The sequence below is a fragment of the Modestobacter excelsi genome (genome assembly GCF_005930495.1).
Taxonomy (GTDB): Bacteria; Actinomycetota; Actinomycetes; order Mycobacteriales; family Geodermatophilaceae; genus Modestobacter; species Modestobacter excelsi.
Map to the genome: position 1 here is coordinate 22162 of NZ_SJEX01000031.1, position 20735 is coordinate 42896.

The 20735-nt window shown below is 76.0% G+C and carries 20 protein-coding genes; 11 read left to right on the top strand and 9 right to left on the bottom strand.

Features of this window, described 5'->3' with window-relative positions:
* The first annotated feature begins 163 nt into the window (after positions 1-163).
* From FHL80_RS12170 to FHL80_RS12185, 4 genes are all read left to right on the top strand, one after another.
* Positions 164-889, top strand: coding sequence for an SAF domain-containing protein (locus FHL80_RS12170; protein WP_138733682.1), 726 nt, complete (start codon positions 164-166; stop codon positions 887-889).
* On the top strand, positions 889-2169 hold the full coding sequence (locus tag FHL80_RS12175; RefSeq protein WP_138733683.1) for a CpaE/TadZ family protein: 1281 nt from the start codon (positions 889-891) through the stop codon (positions 2167-2169). Before FHL80_RS12170 ends, FHL80_RS12175 begins: the two co-directional genes overlap by 1 nt.
* Positions 2170-2246: 77 nt before the next feature.
* Positions 2247-3644: a WS/DGAT/MGAT family O-acyltransferase gene (locus tag FHL80_RS12180; protein ID WP_138733684.1), complete on the top strand. Its 1398-nt coding sequence runs from the start codon at positions 2247-2249 to the stop codon at positions 3642-3644.
* 115 nt (positions 3645-3759) lie between these two features.
* The gene (locus FHL80_RS12185; RefSeq protein ID WP_138733685.1) at positions 3760-4263 is read left to right on the top strand and encodes a DUF6912 family protein; all 504 of its coding nucleotides are present in this window, start codon (positions 3760-3762) and stop codon (positions 4261-4263) included.
* Positions 4264-4301: 38 nt separating this feature from the next.
* On the opposite strand, the gene FHL80_RS12190 is transcribed toward FHL80_RS12185, so the two are convergent.
* Complete coding sequence (locus FHL80_RS12190) at positions 4302-8438, bottom strand: FtsK/SpoIIIE domain-containing protein (RefSeq protein WP_138733686.1); 4137 nt, start codon at positions 8436-8438, stop codon at positions 4302-4304.
* A gap of 188 nt (positions 8439-8626) precedes the next feature.
* Here FHL80_RS12190 and FHL80_RS12195 point away from each other — a divergent pair, with 188 nt between their 5' ends.
* On the top strand, positions 8627-8920 hold the full coding sequence (locus FHL80_RS12195) for a WXG100 family type VII secretion target (RefSeq protein WP_138733687.1): 294 nt from the start codon (positions 8627-8629) through the stop codon (positions 8918-8920).
* 24 nt (positions 8921-8944) lie between these two features.
* Here the strand turns inward: FHL80_RS12195 and FHL80_RS12200 are convergent, their stop codons facing one another.
* Both FHL80_RS12200 and FHL80_RS12205 read right to left on the bottom strand, forming a co-directional pair.
* Positions 8945-9877, bottom strand: a complete 933-nt coding sequence (locus FHL80_RS12200; protein ID WP_138733688.1) for an HTTM domain-containing protein — start codon at positions 9875-9877, stop codon at positions 8945-8947.
* Complete coding sequence (locus FHL80_RS12205; protein ID WP_138733689.1) at positions 9874-10362, bottom strand: hypothetical protein; 489 nt, start codon at positions 10360-10362, stop codon at positions 9874-9876. Before FHL80_RS12205 ends, FHL80_RS12200 begins: the two co-directional genes overlap by 4 nt.
* Positions 10363-10508: 146 nt before the next feature.
* Here FHL80_RS12205 and FHL80_RS12210 point away from each other — a divergent pair, with 146 nt between their 5' ends.
* Complete coding sequence (locus FHL80_RS12210) at positions 10509-11015, top strand: MaoC family dehydratase (protein WP_138733690.1); 507 nt, start codon at positions 10509-10511, stop codon at positions 11013-11015.
* Positions 11016-11055: 40 nt separating this feature from the next.
* Here FHL80_RS12210 and FHL80_RS12215 read toward each other — a convergent pair whose 3' ends face one another.
* Complete coding sequence (locus FHL80_RS12215) at positions 11056-11469, bottom strand: NUDIX hydrolase (RefSeq protein ID WP_138733691.1); 414 nt, start codon at positions 11467-11469, stop codon at positions 11056-11058.
* 96 nt (positions 11470-11565) lie between these two features.
* Between FHL80_RS12215 and FHL80_RS12220 the strand changes: the two genes are divergently transcribed.
* The 5 genes from FHL80_RS12220 to FHL80_RS12235 all read left to right on the top strand — a co-directional run bounded on the left by FHL80_RS12220 (position 11566) and on the right by FHL80_RS12235 (position 15035).
* Entirely contained in the window at positions 11566-12189 is a 624-nt protein-coding gene (locus tag FHL80_RS12220) for a DUF6758 family protein (protein WP_138733692.1), read from the top strand.
* Positions 12190-12364: 175 nt separating this feature from the next.
* Entirely contained in the window at positions 12365-12520 is a 156-nt protein-coding gene (locus FHL80_RS25500) for a hypothetical protein (protein WP_216870658.1), read from the top strand.
* An 8-nt stretch (positions 12521-12528) separates the two neighbouring features.
* On the top strand, positions 12529-13215 hold the full coding sequence (locus FHL80_RS12225; protein ID WP_138733693.1) for a PH domain-containing protein: 687 nt from the start codon (positions 12529-12531) through the stop codon (positions 13213-13215).
* A gap of 42 nt (positions 13216-13257) precedes the next feature.
* Positions 13258-14115: a PHP domain-containing protein gene (locus tag FHL80_RS12230; RefSeq protein WP_138733694.1), complete on the top strand. Its 858-nt coding sequence runs from the start codon at positions 13258-13260 to the stop codon at positions 14113-14115.
* Positions 14116-14183: 68 nt separating this feature from the next.
* Positions 14184-15035 (top strand): RecB family exonuclease, encoded by an 852-nt coding sequence (locus FHL80_RS12235; RefSeq protein ID WP_246078634.1) that lies wholly within the window; start codon positions 14184-14186, stop codon positions 15033-15035.
* A gap of 141 nt (positions 15036-15176) precedes the next feature.
* Here FHL80_RS12235 and FHL80_RS12240 read toward each other — a convergent pair whose 3' ends face one another.
* The 5 genes from FHL80_RS12240 to FHL80_RS12260 all read right to left on the bottom strand — a co-directional run bounded on the left by FHL80_RS12240 (position 15177) and on the right by FHL80_RS12260 (position 20658).
* Positions 15177-15803 (bottom strand): LysE/ArgO family amino acid transporter, encoded by a 627-nt coding sequence (locus FHL80_RS12240; protein ID WP_138733695.1) that lies wholly within the window; start codon positions 15801-15803, stop codon positions 15177-15179.
* Between the two features lie 239 nt (positions 15804-16042).
* Positions 16043-16915: an oxygenase MpaB family protein gene (locus FHL80_RS12245; protein WP_138733696.1), complete on the bottom strand. Its 873-nt coding sequence runs from the start codon at positions 16913-16915 to the stop codon at positions 16043-16045.
* A complete protein-coding gene (locus FHL80_RS12250; RefSeq protein WP_138733697.1) occupies positions 16912-17844 on the bottom strand; it encodes an alpha/beta fold hydrolase in 933 nt (310 codons plus the stop codon). Before FHL80_RS12250 ends, FHL80_RS12245 begins: the two co-directional genes overlap by 4 nt.
* A gap of 48 nt (positions 17845-17892) precedes the next feature.
* Positions 17893-19035 carry an outer membrane protein assembly factor BamB family protein gene (locus tag FHL80_RS12255; protein ID WP_138733698.1) on the bottom strand — a complete coding sequence of 381 codons (1143 nt, stop codon included), beginning with the start codon at positions 19033-19035 and terminating at the stop codon, positions 17893-17895.
* An 81-nt stretch (positions 19036-19116) separates the two neighbouring features.
* Positions 19117-20658 (bottom strand): DEAD/DEAH box helicase, encoded by a 1542-nt coding sequence (locus FHL80_RS12260; RefSeq protein ID WP_246078635.1) that lies wholly within the window; start codon positions 20656-20658, stop codon positions 19117-19119.
* Between the last annotated feature and the right edge of the window lie 77 nt (positions 20659-20735).

The window sequence follows — 20735 nt, forward strand, 5'->3', positions numbered from 1 at the left end:
CAGCCGGGTGACAGCGGCCTCCGTCGTCCACCCGAAGGTGTGGACAACGGCTGCGCAGCGGCCGGTGCCTCGGTCATGATCTCCCTCCGCGCCCGGTCAGGGCGAGGCCGGTGGTGCGCCCGCACGCCGGTGGAGGACAGATCGAGCGAGGTGCGACCGACCGATGAGTGCGACCACCGCGGCACCGCCCGCCGGCCGCACCGACGCCGTCCCGAGCCCGGTGCCGCGGCGGGTGCGGCCGCCCCGCTGGCTCGACCTGCGGCTCGTCCTCGGTGTGCTCCTGGTCCTGGGATCGGTGCTGCTGGGCGCCCGGGTGGTCACCGGAGCCGACGCGACGGTCCCCGTCTGGTCGGTGAGTGGCGACCTCGCCGCCGGCACCGTGCTCGACGCGGACGACCTCGTGGCGGTGTCGGTCCGGCTGGACGACGTCGCCGGGCAGTACCTGGCGACCAGCACGCGCCCGGAGGGCCGGGTCCTGGGCCGGGCGGTCCGGGCCGGGGAGCTGCTGCCGCGCTCGGCGCTGGAGGAGGCGACCGGCCTGGTGCAGCTGGCCCTGCCGGTCCAGGCGGGGTACGTCCCGCCCGGGCTGACCCGGGGGCAGGTCGTGGACGTGTACGCCGTGGCCGACCCCGCCGTCGGTGCCACCGGCCAGACCGGTGGGGACGTCGACCTCGTGGTGTCCGCAGCCCCCGTGCAGGCGGTGACCGGTCGGGGCGACGGCGTGCTCTCGACAGCGACGACCACCGTCCAGGTCGTCGTCGCCGTGGCGGGCGCCGATGCCGCCGACGTGCTCGGGGCCATCGGTGGCCGCGGGCTCGTGGTGGTCGTCCGGGAGTCCGTGGACGCCGGGCCCGGGGTGGGCTCCGCCCCGGCCGGACCCACCGGCTGATGGCGCTGCAGGTCTTCACCGCCGTCACCGGGGCGGCGTGGGAGTCCGAGCTGGTCGGTGCGCTCGACCGCGAGGACCATGGGGTCACCGTCGTCCGGCGCTGCGTCGACGTCGCCGAGCTGCTGGCTGCCGCGACGACGGGCACCGGGCAGGCTGCTCTGCTGTCGGCCGAGCTGCGCCGGCTGGACGGCTCCGCGGTGGCCCGGTTGCACGCGGCCGGCGTCGCCGTCGTGGGCCTGGTGGAGCCGGGGGACGCCGGCGCGGCCGAGCGGCTGCGACAACTCGGCGTGGTCCGCGTGCTGCCGGCCGACGCCGCACCGGAGGAGATCGCCCGGGCACTGCGCGAGGCGGTCACCGGTGCCCCCGTGCCTGGGCACGACGTGGCCGACCCGCGCGCCGCGCTGCCCGCGCTCGGCCTGCCGCCCGAGGCGGGCGCCGAACCGGCCGGGCGGGGGCGGGTGGTGGCCGTCTGGGGCCCGACCGGCGCGCCGGGACGCACCACCGTCGCCGTCGGGCTGGCCGACGAGGCGGCCCGCCTGCAGCTGTCGACCCTGCTGGTGGACGCCGACGTCTACGGCGGGGTCGTCGCGCAGGTGCTGGGCCTGCTCGACGAGTCACCCGGGGTCGCGGCCGCGGCCCGGCAGGCGACCGCGGGGACGCTCGACCGGGCGGCGCTGGCCCGGCTGGCCTGGTCGGTGAGCCCGCAGCTGCGGGTCCTCACCGGGCTGGCCCGCGCCGATCGCTGGCCCGAGCTGCGGCCGCGTGCCGTCGAGGTGGTGGTCGAGGAGGCCCGTCGGCTGGCAGCGCTGACCGTGGTGGACTGCGCGTTCTCCGTGGAGGAGGACGAGGAGCTCTCCTTCGACACCGCGGCCCCGCGCCGGAACGGGGCGACGCTGACGGTGCTGGAGTCCGCCGACGAGGTGCTCTGCGTCAGCGGTGCCGATCCGGTGGCGTTGCAGCGCACGGTCCGGGCGCTCGCCGAGCTCCGGGACGTGCTGCCGCAGGTCGAGCCGGTGGTCGTGGTGAACCAGCTCCGTCGCGGGCCGGTCCCCGGCGACGCCCGGCGGGAGATCGCCGCGGCACTCGGCCGCTTCACCGGACGGGAGGTCCGGGCGTTCCTGCCCGCCGACCGCAGGGCGACCGACGCGGCGCTGGCCGCGGGGCGCACGCTCGCCGAGGTCGCCCCCCACTCGGCCCTGCGCACCGCACTGCGGTCGCTCGCCGCCGAGCTGGGCGGCGTACCGGAGCCGGCGGGCAGGCGGGCCCGCCGGCTCCGCTGACCGGGCGGGGAGGGGCGGGGTGTGCACGCCCGCGGCCCCGACGTAGCGTGTGACGACGCTCAGTGAGGGAGGTCACGTTGGTCGAACGACTCACCGCACTGGATGCCTCCTTCCTCTACCTGGAGGAACCCGGCACGCCGATGCACGTCGGCGGGGTCATCGTGCTGGACCGTCCCGACGGCGGTCTGGACCACGAGGCGCTGATCGAGCTGGTCCGCACCCGGCTGCCCCTGGTGCCCCGGTACCGGCAGAAGGTCGTCGAGGTGCCGGGCCACCTGGCGAACCCGGCCTGGGTCGACGACCCGGACTTCGACATCAGCTACCACGTCCGTCGCTCCGCGCTGCCCCGCCCCGGCAGCGAAGAGCAGCTGCTCGACCTGGTCGCCCGGCTCACCGCACGACCGATGGACCGCAGCCGCCCGCTGTGGGAGATGTACCTCGTCGAGGGGCTCGCCGGCGACCGCACGGCCGTGGTGACCAAGACCCATCCCGCCCTGGTCGACGGGCTGGGCGCGATCGACATCGGTCAGGTCATCCTCGATCCGGAACCCGACGCCGTCCGGTCGCTGCCGGAGTCGGCCGACGAGTGGCGCCCGCGCCGGCCGCCCGGCCGGGTCGCACTGGTGTGGGAGGCGTGGGAGGACTACCTCAAACGGCCCTCCACGGTGCTCGACACCGCCCGCACGGCCGTCGGCGACGTGCGCGCCACGGCCGGCCGCTGGGCGGGCGTCGCCGGCGGGCTGGTCACAGCGGTCGCCCGGACGGCGGTGTCCCCGGCCCCGATGAGCCCTCTGAACGCCCCGATCGGGCGGCAGCGCCGGGTCGCGGTCGCCCGGGCCTCGCTCGAGGACCTCCGGACGGTGCGCAAGGCCCACGGCGGGACGGTCAACGACGTCCTGCTCACCTCGGTGACCGGCGCGCTCCGGGAGTGGCTGCTGTCCCGCGGTGAGCCCGTGGTGGGCAGCACCTCGGTGCGCGCCCTGGTCCCGGTGTCGGTCCGCAGCGAGGACGAGTCGGCCGCCAACGAGGTCCGCTCGTTCCTGGTCGACCTGCCGGTGGGGGAGCCCAACCCCCGGCTGCGCCTGACCCGGATCAGCTACGCCATGCGCGGGCTGGCCCCGAGCAGCCAGTCGGTGGGCGCGGACACGCTCAGCGCCCTGTCCGGCTTCGCGCCACCCACCCTGCACGCCCTGGGTGCCCGGGCGGCCAGCGGCCTGTCCCGTCGGCTGTTCAACCTGGTCGTCACCAACGTGCCGGGGCCGCAGGTCCCGCTCTATGCCGGCGGCGCCCGGATGCTGGAGGTCTTCCCGGTCGTGCCACTGGCGCGGGGGCAGGGTCTGGCCATCGGCATGACCAGCTACGACGGCACCGTGTACGTGAGCCTGAACGCCGACCGGGACAGCATCAGCGACGTCGACGCCCTCGCCGACCTGATCGAGCAGGAGGTCGCCTACCTCGTGGAGCTGGCCGCCTGAGGAAGGACCCTCCTGCCCCCTGCAGGAGGGCCGACAGCCGGGAGCCCCGGGCCGGGAAGATCGGCGCGCCGGCGACGTTACGGTCGCTGTCCGACGACAGAGGGAGGCGAACCGGGTGCGCGTGTACCTGCCGGCCACCACGACCGTGCTGCAGGGGTTGCTCGACCAGGGCCGACTGGCGGGACCGCTGACCGTCTTCACGGTCACGCCGCAGCTGCGCAGCTTCTACGAGCTCAGCGACGGTGACGAGGAGCTCGAGTACGCCGCCCTGATCGCGGCGGCCCGGGCGAGCCTGCGGCTGATGGACGTGGACCCGACGGCGGCCCGTCGGCGGGTCGTGCTGGCCGCGGACGTCCCGGACGCGTCGGTCACGCCGATCCAGGACGACGCCGCCGACGCCGGGGCGGCGCGGACCACCGCTGACGTCACGCTCGCCGACGTCGCCAGTGCCCACATCGACGTCGCGGACGCCGAGGAGGACGTCCGGTCCGCGGTGAACGTGGTGCTGGAGGCCGACCTGGGCAGCGAGGACGCCCAGTTCGTCGTCGACCAGGCGGAGGGGCACGAGCTGGCCTGGTACGCCACCCAGGAGATCGGCCCGGCGCTCGAGCTCCTCTGAGGCGAGGTCGCGTGCCCCCGGGCAGGTGCTGACCCGGGTCACAGCGGCCCCGCCGGCCGCCGGCGCCGGGCGACCTGCACCCGGGTGACCGCAGTGGGGGTGACGAGCCAGCCGGCGCCGGGACGCGGCGGCAGCGGGCTGCGCGGGGTGCGCAGCCCGAACAGCTCGGCGTCACCCGCCGCGGGGCGCAGCAGCAGGGCTGTCCGGTGCCGGCGCAGGGCGACCGCCGGACCGCGGAAGGAGCCGGCCAGCTCCGCCGCGGTGCCGGCCGCGAGCACGAGCAACCGGGCCGCTGGCGCCGGCGGTGCCGTCAACAGGTCGGCGACCGGTTCCGGCAGCGTCCCGAGGTCGTCGACGACGACGATCGCCGGCCGCCGTCCGTCCTGACCGGCGAGCCAGGCCCGGAGCGCCTCGGGGTCACCGCGATCGAGGCGGACCGGCCCACCGCTCGGTGGATCCTCCCCGGCCGGCCCGGACCCGCGCCCTGGTCCCAGCTCCGCCACCGCTGCCCCCGCGGCCCGGCAGTGCCGGGCGAAGGCGTGCAGTGCACTGGACCGCCCACTGCCGGCCGGGCCGACGACGAGGAGTCCGCCGGCCCGGTGCAGGTCGACGCCCAGCGGCGTGCCGTCGTCACCGCCGGGCCCGAGCGGCAGCCAGAGCTCACCGGCGGGGCAGTCGTCGTCGCCGGCGGGGAGCTCCAGCTCGGGGTCCGCCGGCAGCACCGAGATCCGGATGGGCGCTGTCGCCGTCCCGACGTCCGGCGCGTCGGACAGCACGGACCAGGGCATCCGGGGCAGCGCCACCTGACCTTCGACGGCGTCCTCGCCGACCAGGGCCCGGCCCGGCGGACGGGAACCGGGGACGGCCCGCGCCGGCACGCCCGCCACCGCGTAGTCGGTGCGGTCGGGCAGCGGCAGGACCAGCCGGCTGCGGACGGCGCCGGCCAGCCTGCTGCCGGGCACGGCGCGGTCCGCGGTGAGCAGCACGGTGACCCCCACGGCGGCGCCGTCCCGGACCAGTCGCAGCAGACCGGCGGCACCGGTGGCCGGGTCGGCCTCCTCCAGCTGTGCGACCAGGCTCTCGTGGCCGTCGACGAGCACCAGCAGCAGCGGCTGGTCCGGGGCGGGACCGTCGACGCGGCGGCGGTCGACCTCCGCACCGAGCCGGGCGAGCAGCCGCAGTGCCCGGTGGGCGTCGTCCCGGCCGACGGCCGTGCCGCAGTGCGGGAGGACCGCGGCGTCCCGGGCGAGGGCTCCGCCGCCGTGGTCCAGGACGTGCACGTGCAGCCGGCTGGGTGGCAGCTGGTGCACCGCCTCACCGAGCACCGTGCGCAGCACGGTCGTCCGGCCGCTGCGGGGACCGCCGACCAGCAGCCAGCCGCCGGCCGCGGCGAGGTCCAGCTCGAGCGGTGCCTGCAGCTGGGCGTCGGGGGAGTCGAGCAGGCCGATCCGCAGCTGGGTGGGGCGCGCGCCGGCCGCCCACCGGTCCAGGTCCGCGGCCGCCAGCCGGTCGGGCAGCGGCGGCAGCCAGGGCCGGTCGACCGGGTGGAGCCCAGCAGACCCCGCCCGGACGTCCAGCGCTCCGACCAGCCGCGTCAGGTCGCCTGCCCCGGCGGGATCGGCCGGCGGAGGCGGTGGCACCCCGGGCACGGGCGGCCAGGGGCGTCGCCGCGCGGTCACCGTGGTGCCGCTCGCGGCCTGCACACCGGACACCCGGGCGACCTGGAAGAGCACCGGCGACGCCGAGCCGGTCCGCAGGTAGGCCCGCCCCGGGCGGTCGGCCGGCAGGTGCGCGGCGACGGCGCTGCCCAGGACGTCCCGGGCGTCGCCCTCGTCGGTGGTGCGCAGGCAGATCCGCAGGGAGGTGTTGGCCCGGATCTCCGGGCTGAGCACGCCCGCGGGACGCTGGGTGGCCAGCACGAGGTGCACCCCGAGCGACCGGCCACGCTGCGCGATGCCCACCAGGCCGGTGACGAAGCCGGGGAGCTCCTCGGCCAGGGTCGCGAACTCGTCGACGACGATGACCAGCCGGCTCAGGGCGACCGCGTCGGGCAGGTCGGCGAGGTCGCGCGCACGGTGGTCGGCGAGCAGCCGCTCGCGACGGGTCAGCTCGGCCGACAGCGACCGGAGGGCCCGGGCCGTCGACTGGTGGTCGAGGTCGGTGAGCACGCCGACGGTGTGCGGCAGCGTCGACGCCTCACCGAAGGCCGCCCCGCCCTTGTAGTCGACCAGCAGGAAGCTGCACCGGTCCGGCGGGTGGTGCAGGGCCAGGCTGGCGACGAGGGTCTGCAGCAGCTCGGACTTCCCCGAGCCCGTGGTCCCGGCGACCAGTGCGTGCGGACCGTCGGCGACCAGGTCGATGCCGAGGGGCTCCGGGCCGGTGGACCCCAGGACCGCCAGCAGCCGATCGCGGTGGCGGAGCCACGAGCCCACGACCTCGTCCCCGACGGACAGTCCCAGTCCGGTGCTGGGCAGGTCGAGCAGCCGGGCGCTGTCCGGCAGCGCGCCGGCCGACGCCGGGACGGTGAGCCCGGCGAGGTCGCGCGCGATGCCGGCGGCCGTGGCGGCGCTGACCGCGTCCAGGACGAGCGCACGCTCCTCGTCCAGCCCCGGGGCGCGCAGCCGTCCGCTGCTGCCCGTCTCGCCGGTCACCTCCAGCCGCGCGGCGGCCGGCAACGCCAGCGCCGCCTCCGAGTCGGCGAGGTCCAGCGTGACCAGCCGATCGGCTCCCCGGGCGAGTGCCTCGGCCACGGGCGGCTCGACCGGACCGTCCAGGACCACCAGCGTGCACGGCGCCGCCCCCGTCGTCCCGGCGGCGTCGAGCAGGCGTGCCGGCACCTCGTCCCCGGGGAGAGCGACCGCCTGCAGGTGCGGCAGCCACGTCGTCCACGCCCAGTCCGCCACCCGCTCGCGGTTGCAGGCCAGCACCACGCCGAGCTGCGCGGGTGACGTGAGGACGGCGAGCTGGCAGAGCGCGGAGCGCGCGATGCCCAGGGCCGGTCCGCGAGGACCCACGATGCCCAGGCTCCCGGTCGCGGCCAGCGACAGCGGGACGGGCACGTGCTCGGTGACCGCCGCGGTCGTGCTCCCGTCGGGCTCGACCCGGACGACGCCGGTCGGGCCGGTGCCGGTGCCCAACCGGACCGTGAGGCCGCCCGGGTCCCCGGAGCGCGACCACAACGGGCTGCTCCGGCGCCGCGCCGCAGCAGCCAACCGCGCCGGGTCCGGCTGGTCGTCGTCCCGGTCGGTCAGGTCGGCGCAGACGGCGGCATCGAGCTGGCTGTCCGCGAGTGCCCGCGCGAGGGCGTGGTCGGCCACCGCGCGGCGGTGGGTGCGGCGGCCGGTGACCCGGTCGGACGCCCACCCGGCGACCGCGACCAGCGGACCGAGCAGGGCGAAGAAGAGGAACTGCGGAGCGGACACCAGCCACGCCATCAGCAGGCCGCCCACCGCGGGCAGCGCGACGGCCACCCATCCCAGCCGGCGCCGGGGGCCCTGGACGGGCGGGCCCGGGAGCCGGACGACCGCGGTCCGCGGCGTCCGGGGCGGCGCGCCGAGCGGGCGCAGCAGCCGTCTGCCTCCCGCGGCCGGGACCTGCTCGAGGAGGGCGCCGCGCGGGCCGGTGAGCCGCAGCGCACTCGAGCCGACCCGCAGGACACCGCCGACCGGCCACTCCTGCGCGAGCGGGCCGACCGGCGTGCCGGGCGCCGCGCCGCCGGAGAGCGTGGTCCCGTTGGACGACCCGAGATCGGCCACGGTCACCCGGCCGGCCGCCACCGAGACGACGGCGTGCCGACGGGACACGTCGGGGTCGGCGAGCGGGAGCCCGCACCCGGCGCCGCGACCGAGCACCAGCGGACCCTGTCCGAGCGGGAGGGTGCGACCGGCGTCGGGCCCGCCGACGACGTGCAGCTCCAGGGCGCCGGACCCGGCACCGGACGTCTCCCGCGGCCCGGGGTGACCCAGCCCGAGGACGGCGCCGTTGCGCAGCAGCGGGCTGCTGAGAGGAGTCTGCGGGGGCAGCTCCACCGACCCGGCCCACAGCCGGACCTCCGGGAGGCCGAGACCGCTGCTCAGGGCGTCCGCGACGTCGGCGAGCACCCCGCCGTCGGGTGCCCGGACGTCGACGTCGACGGCCCCGTCGGGGGACTGCAGCGTCCAGCTGCGATCGCACACCGGGTCCGGGCCGGGACCTCGGGGACAGGGGAGGGGCACGCGGCGATGGTGCCGTGGGGTGGTGGGCCCGTGGTCGCCGCGGACCGCAGCTGTGGACAGCGGTCCGGCTTGTGGACGAGCGCCGCGGTCGCGGTGGCTCCGGACCTAGCGTCCACCTCGACCGGGAGGTCCCCGGACGAGGAGGAGCCATGAGGGTCGAGATCGCCACGTTGGACACGATGGCCGGGCAGTGCCAGGCGGAGGCGGCGGACACGGCCGCCCGCCATGCCGCCCTGTCCGCCGGCATCAACAGCTCGGTGCTGGAGGGCTGGACCGACAGCCAGGCCGCTGCGCGGTTCAGCGAGCTCTACGAGAAGTGGCGGCTGTCCAGCCAGGGGGTGAGCGAGGCGCTGACCGGCATGGGTCAGCTGCTGACCGGTGTGGCGGCGGCCTACCAGCAGCACGAGGCGGAGATGGCCGCCCGCATCGGTTCGCTGCTCTGAGCTGCGGGCTGATGCTGACCCGGCTCAGCCTGTCGCGGCAGGCGGGGCCGGGGCGGGGGTGGTCCGCTGGCGCAGGCCGTGCAGCCGCTCCCAGGGTGCGATCGACAGGATCGCGATGCAGTGCGGCAGGAACACGATGCCCAGCCCCAGGAAGGTGACCACGTGGAAGCTGAGCAGGAAGAGCACCAGGCCCACCCGCATCCGGTCGGTGCGCACCAGCAGCAGCAACGGCGCGGCCAGCTCACCGATGATCATCGCCCACTGCACGGCCGGGAGCAGGTAGGGCACGTCCAGCGTCCAGTCGGAGAAGACGCTGCCGCGGCGGACCACCGCACGGGCGATGGTCGCCCCGGTCGGCCAGTCCCACCCGCCGAAGCGGATCTTCGCCCAGGCGGCCAGGAAGTAGGTGAGCATGACCGCGACCAGCACCGCTGCCATGGCGAACCCGGCGGCCTCGGAGGAGCGCCGGTCCCTGAACCGGGTCCGTCCGATCGTCGGCAGGAGGGCGAGCGCGACGAGGAAGGCGATCCGGTCGTGGTCGACCTTGCCGTAGCTCATCGCGATGACCATCCACTCCGCGTAGAGCAGGAAGACGGCGAGCCCGAGCAGCCGGGGAGCGCGGCCGGTCGCCGCCGCGACCGCGGCGACCACCAGTGCCCACTGCACGACCAGCACGACCGTGTGCGTCGGGGTGGGCAGGTGCAGCAGCCGGCCGACCAGCAGCGGGGAGTACCAGGCGGTGGGCACCTCAGCGTGCGCCCGGACCCAGGAGGTGGTCAGGAAGACGTCGACCGGGATGAACAGGTAGGCGATGACCCGGAACACGGCGACGCGGGCCAGCGGCACGGGCCGGAACCACCAGCGCGGGGTCAGCGGGACGGCCGGCTCGGTCTCGGGGGTGGTCACCCCGGTCGCCGGCGCCACGGCCACCGTCCGGGCCTGCGCGGAGGCGCTCACTGCCCTCCCTCCAGGTCGTACTCGACCAGCACCCTGTCGGAGTACGCGTCGGTCGGTTGCCCGTCGGACAGCTCGAAGCGGCGCTGCACCACCTGCACCTCGACGAGTTCCTCCGCACCGGGGTGCTTCGCCGCGTAGGAGTCGGCGAGCAGGCCCAGCAGCTCCGGGTGCGCCTCGACCCGGGGCAGCTGGCCCTCGAACTCGGCGCGGCGCAGGCCCACCTGCCCACCGGACAGCCGGACCTCCTCGCCGGCCGCGGTCAGCCCCACCACCCGGGTGGAGACGACGGCGGCGTCCGGGTCGGCGCGGGTCGAGTACATCCGGAACGGGCCGAACGGGAAGGCGTCGTCCTCGCCCCACACCGCGCCGACGAGCAGCAGGGCCAGCACCAGGGCCGCACCGGCGAGCCGGGCGGCGCGGGCGGCCGGTCTCAGCCGGACCACCTCGGCCTCGGCCGGCAGGTCGGGGGCGGACTGGAGCGGCACGAGGTCATCGTAGGATCGGCGCCCGTCCCGACGGGTCATCGTCGCTCCGTGGCGGGCAGCTGCTGTCCCGGCCGCCGGGCCGGAGCGCCTCGGCTGTGCCACCCGCGTCGTCCGTCGACCGATGTCGACCAGTGGGAGCAGCCCCGATGCAGTTCGGCCGGTTCTACGAGGAGTTCGAGGTCGGGGCCGTCTACAGGCACTGGCCCGGCAAGACCGTCACCGAGTACGACGACCACCTGTTCTGCCTGATCACCATGAACCACCACCCGCTGCACCTCGACGCCCACTTCGCCGCCGAGGCCACCGACTTCGGCAGGAACGTCGTGGTGGGCAACTACGTCTACTCGTTGCTGCTGGGGATGAGCGTCCCCGACATCTCGGGCAAGGCGATCGCCAACCTCGAGGTCGAGTCGCTCAAGCACGTCGCGCCGACCTTCCACGGCGACACCGTCTACGGCCAGACCACCGTCCTGGACAAGACCGAGTCGAGGTCCAAGGACGATCGCGGCGTCGTCCACGTGGAGACCATCGGCTACAAGCAGGACGGCACCGTCGTCTGCACCTTCCGGCGCAAGGTCATGGTCCCCAAGCGCTCCCACGGCGGGAGTCGCGGCGGCGAGCAGCCCGGTCGGCCGGAGCCGATCCGGACATGAGCCGGGCGGGCGCCGTCAGCACGGCGGGGCGTCCGCACGCTCAGCGGGGCAGCGCGCCCCAGCCGGACAGCGCCGCCACCACACCCGGGGCCATGTCCAGCGCCGCCAGGCCGGCCGCGTCCACGAACACGGCGTCCGCGGCGTCGTCACCGGCCACCGGCCGCTGTGCCGGGTCGAGCAGCGTGCACGCCCAGTCGGTGACGGTGAAGACGACGCCGTCCCCGTCGATCCGCACCCGGCCCAGCACCCGTTCGGGATGCACCCGCAGCCCGGTCTCCTCAGCGGTCTCCCGGACCACCGCCTCGGCCTCGGTCTCCCCGGCCTCCATCCGTCCGCCGGGCACCGACCACAGCCCGGCGCTGGGCGCGTGCCCCCGCCGGATCAGCAGCAGCCGGCCCTGCGCGTCGTGCACCACCGCGCCGACGCACGGCACCTCCGGCACCGCTCCGCTCACGTCGGCGAGGCTACGGCGGGGCCGGCCCGGGCAGCGGACCGGGCACGGCTCCCCAAAGCTTGACGAACACCACCCAGGACAGGACGGTGAGCGGCCATGAGCGTCTCCCCGGTGTGCCCGCGCTGCGGCGAGGCGTTGACCGTCAAGCCCGGCTCGACCGCCGAGGGCTGGTGCCACGTGCACGCGCTGGTCACCCCCCTGCACCACACCGCCGTCGTCGCACACGACGCGATCAACGCCGTCACCGCCGACGCGCGGGTGCCCGCCTGGGTGCCGGACCCGATGCCCGGGGGCTGGGCGGTGACCGGTCTGGCCTGGGGAGGGGAACCGGGTGCCCGGGCGATCGTCGTCGCCTGCGCCGGCCCCGCCCCGCTCGGCGGCCCCGCCGAGCTGGTGCTGGTCGCCGAGGAGCCGGGCACCGGGCTGGGCTGCGGGTACGCCGGGCTGCCGGGCGTCGATCCCGGCGACCTGGTCAGCGGCCCATCGACGGCCGAGATCCGCGCCGCCGGGCAGCGGGCGCCGCTGTGGCTGGTGCCCACCGGCGACGACCGCGCCGCCTACGTGGGCGAGGCCAACGGCGTCTGGCTGTGGCTGGTCACCTGGCCCGCGTCCGCCGCCTGGCTGCTCGCCGAGGACCTGGAACTGCTCGACCTCCGCGACCGGGTCTACCCCGACCTGCCGCTCGGCCCGCCGACCGAACGGCTGCTCCCCGGCCGGTGAGGCGACCGGATCCGCACGGATCGAGTCCGTTCGCCAGGCACCGGCGTGGCGGCTGGTCGCAGCTGTGGGACAGCTGTTACCCATGTGCTGCGGCCGATCGGTCGTGACGGCCAGCTGCGCCGTCGGCCCGCCACGGCTCGCGGTCGGCCGCCCCCTGAGGAGAGGAACGCGACCCGTGCTGAAGAAGGTGCTCACCTGGCTGGCCGTCGCGTTCGTGGTCTTCTACGTGATCCAGCGTCCCGACGACGCGGCCGGGATCGTCCGCAGTGCCGGCGCGGCCCTGGGTGACGCAGCGCAGTCGCTGTCCACCTTCGTGGTCTCGCTGGTCTGAGCTCGGCCGTGTCCGGCCCGGCTCCCCGGCGCCCCCGCTGGGGCAAGGACGCCGAGAAGTACCTGCTCTCCGATGAACCGCCGGTCATCGCGACCCGGCGGCACCCGGCAGTGCTGGTCCGCCCCTTCGCCCGCGGCGTGCCGGCGCTGCTCGTCGGCGTCTGGGTGCTGCAGCTGGACCCGACCAACCGGGTCGGGACCGCCGTCGGGCTGCTGGTCGTCCTCGGCGCGCTGGGCTACCTGGGGCTGCACGCCGCCGAGTGGCGGGTGCGGCACCTGCTGGTCACCCGCCGCCGGGTGCTGCTGACCTCCGGGGTGGTCATCCGGACGGTCGCCGTCATGCCGCTGCGCCGGATCACCGACCTGACCTGGAAGGAGACCTTCTGGGGGCAGGTGCTCGGCTACGGCACGTTCCGCTTCGAGTCCGCCGGGCAGCAGCAGGGACTCGACGTCATCGCCTTCATGCCGCACGCCGACGCGCTGTACAAGCGGCTGTCGGAGCTGATGTTCGGCACCGACTCCAGCTCCAACCCGGTGAGCGCCGACGAGGACGCCGACGGGTCGATGGCCGCCGACGACCGGGGGGACGGCAACGCACCCGAGCAGCACCTGCCCCGTCCGCTGCGGTCCGGGCGGCGGCACGACACCGCTCCCATCCCGCGCACCCGGCCCGGCCGCTCGTCCCTCGAGGACTGAGCGACCTGCGCGGCGGCCGACGCGGTACGGCAGGCTGACGGCGTGCGCATCGACCTGCACACCCACTCCTCGGTCTCCGACGGGACGGAGACCCCCGCAGCACTGGTCGCCACGGCCGCCGCTGCCGGGCTGGACGTCGTCGCGATCACCGACCACGACACCACCGGCGGCTGGGCGGCGGCCTGGGCCGCGCGCCCGCCCGGGCTGACGATCGTCCCGGGGATGGAGCTGTCCTGCCGCTACTTCCCCAGCGATGAGCCGCCGATCTCCGTCCACCTGCTCGCCTACCTGTTCGACCCGCTGCACCCGGCCTTCGCCGCCGAGCGCGTCCGGCTGCGCGAGGAGCGGCTCAACCGGGGGGAACGGATCGTCGCCGGGCTCGCCGCCGACGGCTACCCCGTCGACTGGGCGGAGATCGTGGCCCACAGCGACGGCGGGGTGGTCGGGCGGCCGCACATCGCCCGCGCGCTCGTGGACTCCGGCGTCGTCGAGTCCGTCGACCACGCGTTCGCCACCCTGCTGCACCACCGCAGCCCCTACTACGCGAGCAAGGCCGACACCGACGTGCTCGACGGCATCCGCCTCGTGCGTGCCGCGGGTGGCGTGCCGGTGTTCGCCCACGGGCTGGCCACCACGCGGGGGCGGGTCGTCGGCGACGACGCCATCGCCGCGATGGCCGCGGCCGGCCTGCTCGGCCTCGAGGTCGACCACCCCGACCACACCCCGGACCAGCGGGCGTACCTGCGCGCACTCGCCGACGGGCTGGGGCTGCTGCGCACCGGGTCCAGCGACTACCACGGCACCAACAAGCGCACCCCGATCGCCGCCTGCACCACCGAACCGGACCAGTTCGAGCTGCTGCTGGCTGCGGGCACCGGCGTCCCCGTCGTCACCGACTGAGCGCCCGGCGCGGCTCCGGTCCTGTCGGTGCCCCCGGCTACCGTGACCGACGTGGACAGGGGGCGGCGGTGAGCGGGCAACTGGAGATGCCGGGCATGCCCCGGCGGCTGTTCTCGGCCACCCCCAGCAAGCTGGCCACCTACGCCGACTGCCCCCGCCGCTACCGGTTCGCCTACCTGACCCGGCCTACCCCGCCCAAGGGGCCGGCCTGGGCGCACAACACCGTCGGCGCGGCGGTGCACGCGGCACTGCGCTCGTGGTGGGAGCTGCCCCTGGTCAAGCGCAGCCCGGCCGCGGCCCGGCAGCTGCTGTACGGGGTGTGGTCGCGCACCGGCTTCCGTGACGAGGAGCAGGCCGACCGGTGGCGGTCGCGGGCCGCGGGCTGGCTCACCGACTACGTGGGCGAGCTCGACCCCGCCGAGGAGCCGGTGGGCACCGAGCGCACCGTGGGGGCGACCACCGAGCGGCTCGCGTTGTCCGGCCGCATCGACCGCATCGACCAGCGCGGCGACGAGCTGGTGGTCGTCGACTACAAGACCGGCCGGGTCCCGTCCACCGAGGACGAGGCGCGGGGGTCACCGGCGCTGGCCATCTACGTGCTCGGGGTGCGGCGCACGCTCCGCCGGGCGTGCAGCCGGGTCGAGCTGCACCACCTGCCCTCCCGCACCGTCGCGGTGTTCGACCACACCGAGAGGTCGCTGGCCAACCACGTCCGCCGGGCCGAGGACATCGCCGCCGACATCGAGGCGGCGACCGAGGCGCTGGCCGGCGGGGCGGATCCCGACGTCGCCTTCCCACCGGTCACCGGCCAGCAGTGCAGCTGGTGCGACTTCCGGCCCAGCTGCCCGGCCGGGCAGGCGGCCGCCCCCGCGCGTGAGACCTGGAGCTTCCTGGCCGAGGAGGCCGCGCCCGCCGAGTGAGGTGGCGCGCTGCTGGACTCCACCCCACGCGACGGCGGCCCGTGCCGCCGAGCCGTCAGCTCGACCGCGATGCTCGAGGCCGACCCGGCAGTCATGGCGGGCACCGGAGCGGTCCGCCGGACGTCGCCGCCAGGGTGCCGATCAGCCGCCGGTCACGCCCCGCACCGCGAGGGACACCGCGAGGGAGACCATGACCGCGGCGATGACCGCGTCGAGCACGCGCCAGGCGGTGGGCCGGGCGAAGACCGGCCGCAGCAGCCGGGCGCCGAAGCCCAGCCCGGTGAACCACAGCGCGCTGCCCAGCGCCGCCCCGCCCGCGAACCACCAGCGGCGCTCACCGTAGGTCCCGGCGAGCGAGCCGAGCAGCACCACGGTGTCCAGGTACACGTGCGGGTTGAGCCAGGTCAACGCCAGGGCGGTGGTCAGCGTCGCCACCAGCCCGGCCCGGCGCCCGGCGGCCTCGGTGACCAGGGCGGCCGGCCGCAGTGCCCGGCGGGCGGCCAGCACCCCGTAGACCAGCAGGAACGCGGCGCCGGCGAAGCAGACGACGGTCAGCACGTCCGGCGCCCGGGTCACCAGGGCGCCGGCGCCGGCGGTCCCGGCCACGATGAGGACGGCGTCGGAGAGCAGGCACACCACGACGACCCCGGCGACGTGCTCCAGCCGCAGTCCCTGGCGGAGCACGAAGGCGTTCTGGGCGCCGATGGCGACGATGAGCGACAGCCCTAGGCCGAGCCCGGCGGCCGCGGCGAGCAGAGCGGCGGTCACCGCACCGACGTCAGGTGGGACCCGGGGCGCATTGCTGACCGTCGATGCGACCCGCGGGCTGCCGGGAGCACTGCGTGACGCCGGGCGCTGCCCGACCTCGGCACCCGACCCGGTTCAGCCGCTGCCGCCCTGCCCGGCCGGCTGCTCGCCACGACCCTCGTCACCGCAGCCACACCGACCTCGGTGGACGACCACCGATCAGCCGCATCCCCGTCAGCAGTGCCGGTGGGGCCCGACATCTAGGCGCTGAGTGGCTCGGCGTCGGCCACGCGCTCGCGGGCGGCCCGGACGATCGGCGACTCGCGCACCCGGACCGGCACCGCCAGCGCGGCCTGGCGGAACGCCTTGAGCCCCGCCGTCGCCGCCGTGTCGGTGAGCCCGAACCCGGGCAGGCCGTAGACCTGGCGAGCCCAGCGCGGCAGGGTCGCCGCGCCGAGCGAGGCCAACGTGCTCCACGCCGGGCGCGCCGGGGTGAGCAGCTGCACCCAGCCCGGCATCGGCGGCACCAGGATGAACCGGGACGCCGCCCGCGCGGCCGGGGTCACCGCGAGGTGCGCGCGGATCCCGTCGAAGTAGGCGGCCAGCTCCGCGACCGTCGTCGGCACCGAGGACTCCTCGGCGCCGATCAGCACCGCGGCCACCACCTGCTCGGTGACGTACCGGTCGGCCTCGGCGTCGGTGAGCGGGACGCCGGCCCGGCGCGCGGTGGACAGCAGCGAGTCGACCTCGCAGTTGTGCACCCACAGCAGCAGGTCGGCGTCGTCGACGGAGTACGACCGCCCGGTGGTCCCCTCGACGGCGGCCTTGCCCCGGTGCATGCCGCGCACCCGCCGCACGACCCGCAGCGCGTCGCGCCGGGTGCCGTAGGTCAACGTGGCGACGTACTCCGCGGTGCGGGTGAGCCGCGCCCACGGGTCGGTGGTGAACCCGGTGGAGAACTGGTGCACGCCGTCCATCGCGACCGGGTGCAGGGCCTGGAGGAGCAGCGCGCGGATGCCACCGACGGAGAAGGCCGGGTCGCTGTGGATCCGCCAGGTGACGCTGTCGGGGCCGAAGAAGCCGAGCAGGTCCTCCTCGGGCGAGAACTCCTTGATCGACGGGATGGGCCTCACCGGACGGCCTCGGCCCGGTCGTCGGCCGCCGCGGCGCCGGCTCCCGGGTCGGACCAGAAGGACAGGAGGACCGCACACGTGCGGGCCGGGTTCTCGATGGCGGGGGAGTGCACCGCCTGCCGGATCACCTCGTGCCGGGCCCCGAGCCGCTGCGCCATGTCGGTCTGGGCGGCGGGGCTCCACGCGTCGTCGGCTATCCCGTGGGCGACCAGCACCGGAACCCCGGTGGCGGCGAGCTCCGCCACCCGGTCGGGTTCGGTGAGCAGCGCGTCGGCCATGCCGCGCAGGCCCGCGGCGCTGTTGGCCAGGAAGCGCTCGCGCAGGAACTCCTGGGTCGGCGCCGGCACCGCCTGGGCGCGGGGGTCGGTCATCGCGAGCTGCTCGAGGGTGTCGTTGACCAGCTGCACCCCGCCGGCGTCCAGCAGCGGTCCGAGGTGCTCGAGCAGCTCCGCGCGTGGGCCGGTCAGGTACGCCGGTCCGCTGCCGAGCAGGGTCAGCGAGGCGAAGAGCCCGGGCTCGGCCAGCACCGCGGCGCGGGCGACGAGGCCGCCGAAGCTGTGCCCGAGCAGGTGCAGCGGGCCGGGGGACTCGGCGCGCAGCTGACGGGCGACCGTGCGGACGTCGGCGGCCAGCTCGGCGACGGAGTACTCCGCCGGGTCGTCGGGACCGGGCGACTCGTACTGGCCGCGCTGGTCGATCGCGACGGCCCGCAACCCGGCGGCGGCGATCGGTGCGAGCAACGAGGCGAAGTCCTCCTTGCTGCCGGTGAAGCCGGCGACCAGCAGGACCGTGCCCCCGTCGGCGGTGCCGGTGTCCAGGGCCGCCAGCGGACCGGCGCGCCCGGGGACCGTGACCCGGGCGGCGTCGTGGGCCGCGAGCTGGCGGAGGTCGTCGGGGGCGGTGTGCTCGGAGCCACCAGGCAGGACCATGCCCCGAGTGTGCCCTGCACTTCGGTCGTGCGCCGCCGATCCCTCGGGTCAGCGGTAGCCGAGGACCTCGTCGGCGGTCGCGTACACCACGACCGGGCCGACGACGGAGGTGCGGCCACCGACGGGGAGGGGGTCGTCGGTGCGGGACCGGCCGACCTCGAGTCCGTCGGCCAGCGAGCGCTGCACGAAGGCGCCGTCCTCGGGCACGGTCACGGTGTCGCCGGCCTCGCCGGCCGAGGGCAGCCCGACCGCGGGGACCGACCAGCGCTGCAGGCCGGTGGCCTGGTCCAGCGCGTAGACGGTGCCCCGCGCCCAGAGCAGTGCGACGTCGCCGACGCCCGCCTGCTGGAGGGGTTCGCTGCCGGGGTCCTGCCCGGCGGGCAGGGCCGGGAGCGGGAGCTCGGTGAGCAGCGAGCCGTCAGCGGGGGAGAGCACCTGCACCCGGTCGCCGACGACGACGTCCACCAGCCGGTCTGCCCCGGCGAGCCGGGCGGTGCCGCCGTCGGTCGTGATGTCCCGGCTCCAGACGGCGTTGCCACCGAAGGCGTCGAACAGGGACACCTGCAGGGTGTCCGCGCCCGTGCAGCGCTGCAGCACGACGACGCCGGTGCTCCCGGCGTCCGAGCCCACCAGCCGGCACCCGGTGGGTGCCGCGTAGCGCCACCGGGTGTTGTTGCCGGTCGGGTCGAGGGTGACGATGCCGGTCGGACTGCTGGCCAGCAGGACCTGGTCGGTGCTGGTCAGGTCGACGTCGGTGCGGTAGCGCACGTTGCGGGTCCAGTCGCGGACCCCGGTGGCGGCGGCGAACGCGACCGCCTCGTTGCACCGGCTGGTGGTCCGGAAGACGGCGATGACCACGCCGTCCACCGCGGTGGCGTCGCAGAGCCGCGCGTTGCTGCGCCGGTAGTGCCAGGCCTCGGCGCCCGAGGCGGCGTCGACCATGGCCAGCCCGTGCTCGTCGGTGACCAGCACCCGGCCGACCTCCACCACCCGTCGCGGGGCCGGCCCGGTGGCCGAGGACCACGCCTGCGTGACCGTCGCGGCCGGCGTCCCGTCCGGGACGGTCACCGCGCTCGCCGTGGTGCTCGAGGTGGCCGCGGCGTCGGAGGTGCGCCACAGCAACACGGCGACGGCGGCCACCACGAGGGTGACCGCCGTCCACACCCAGACCCGCAGGGGCGGGCGTCGCATCTCGGTGACGTGCTGGAACGGCCTGCCTTCAGGGGCCCGCTCCGAGCGGAGCGAGGGGTGGGGGGAAGGCTGGTCGTCCATCTAGGCCGCGGACTCGGACCCGCCGCCGTTGCCGCCCCGACCGCCACGCCGGCGCCGGCGACGCGGACGGCCGCTGCCGCCCTCACCGGGCTCGCCACCGGCCACCGCCGGTGCGGGGGTGTCGCCCGCCGGGGCGTCGCCGCCCAGCGCCGCAGCGGCACCCTCGGCGGCAGCGCCGCTGCCCCGGGTGCGCTGCCGCGGGCGGCTCTTGCGCGGACCGGCCGAGGGCTGCTCCTCGTCGGCGCGGGCGGCGTCCCGGCCGGGGCCGGAGTGGCTGCCGCCCGAGTGCCCGCTGCCGGTGCGCTGCCGCTTGCCGGTCTCGCCGAGGTCCTCGAGGGTCTCGGCGCCCAGGCCCTCGCGGGTGCGCTGGGAGCGGGGCAGCCGGCCGGTCGCCGTCGTCGGCACGTCGAGGTCGGTGTAGACCCACGGCGACGTCGAGTACGTCTCCGGCGGGTCGGCGAAGTCCAGGTCGAGCGCCTTGTTGATCAGCTGCCAGCGGGGGATGTCGTCCCAGTCGACGAGGGTCACCGCGACGCCGGTGCTGCCGGCCCGGCCGGTGCGGCCGATCCGGTGCACGTAGGTCTTCTCGTCCTCGGGGCACTGGTAGTTCACGACGTGGCTGACGCCGGTGACGTCGATGCCGCGGGCGGCGACGTCGGTGGCGACCAGGACGTCGACCTTGCCGGCGCGGAACGCGCGCAGCGCCTGCTCACGGGCGCCCTGGCCGAGGTCACCGTGCACGGCGGCGGCGGCGAAGCCGCGCTCCACCAGGTCGTCGGCGACCTTCTGCGCAGTGCGCTTGGTCCGGCAGAAGACCATCACCAGGCCGCGGTCGCGGGACTGCAGCACCCGGGACAGCAGTTCCGGCTTGTCCAGGTTGTGCGCCCGGTAGATGAACTGGGTGGTCTGCGGGACCGTCGAGCCCTCGTCGTTGCCGTGCGCCCGGATGTGCGTGGGCTGGGTCATGAACGACCGGGACAGCGTGACGATCGGCCCGGGCATCGTCGCGGAGAACAGCATGGTCTGCCGCTTGTCCGGGACCATCGCCAGGATCCGCTCGATGTCGGGCAGGAAGCCGAGGTCGAGCATCTCGTCGGCCTCGTCCAGCACGAGGACCTTGACCTTCCCCAGGATCAGGTGACCCTGCTGGGCCAGGTCGAGCAGCCGGCCGGGAGTGCCGACGACGATCTCGACACCGGCCTGCAGCGAGGAGACCTGCGGCTCGAACGCGCGGCCGCCGTAGATGGCCTGCACCCGGATGCCGCGCTTGGCGCCGGCCGCAGCCAGGTCGCGGGAGACCTGCACGCACAGCTCACGGGTCGGGACGACGACCAGCGCCTGCGGGACACCGTCGCCGCCCTCGGCCGGCGGGATGACGCGCTGCAGCATCGGGACGCCGAAGCCGAGGGTCTTGCCGGTGCCGGTGCGGGCCTGGCCGATGAGGTCGTGGCCGGCCAGCGCGAGCGGGAGGGTCAGCTCCTGGATGGCGAAGGTGCGGGTGATCCCGACCTCGGCCAGCGCAGCGATGACGTCGGGGTGCACGTCGAAGTCGCTGAACAGCGGGCTGTCGGGGGCGACGGGCGCCCCGCCCAGCTCCTCGACCTGCTGCTCGAGCTCCT

Excerpts from the sequence above, each read along its gene's own strand:
- FHL80_RS12220 (WP_138733692.1), top strand. The coding sequence starts at position 11,566 with ATGAGCGTCTCCCCGGTGTGCCCGCGCTGCGGCGAGGCGTTGACCGTC.
- FHL80_RS12210 (WP_138733690.1), top strand. The coding sequence starts at position 10,509 with ATGCAGTTCGGCCGGTTCTACGAGGAGTTCGAGGTCGGGGCCGTCTAC.
- FHL80_RS12250 (WP_138733697.1), bottom strand. The coding sequence starts at position 17,844 with ATGGTCCTGCCTGGTGGCTCCGAGCACACCGCCCCCGACGACCTCCGC.
- FHL80_RS12170 (WP_138733682.1), top strand. The coding sequence starts at position 164 with ATGAGTGCGACCACCGCGGCACCGCCCGCCGGCCGCACCGACGCCGTC.
- FHL80_RS12195 (WP_138733687.1), top strand. The coding sequence starts at position 8,627 with ATGAGGGTCGAGATCGCCACGTTGGACACGATGGCCGGGCAGTGCCAG.
- FHL80_RS12255 (WP_138733698.1), bottom strand. The coding sequence starts at position 19,035 with ATGCGACGCCCGCCCCTGCGGGTCTGGGTGTGGACGGCGGTCACCCTC.
- FHL80_RS12175 (WP_138733683.1), top strand. The coding sequence starts at position 889 with ATGGCGCTGCAGGTCTTCACCGCCGTCACCGGGGCGGCGTGGGAGTCC.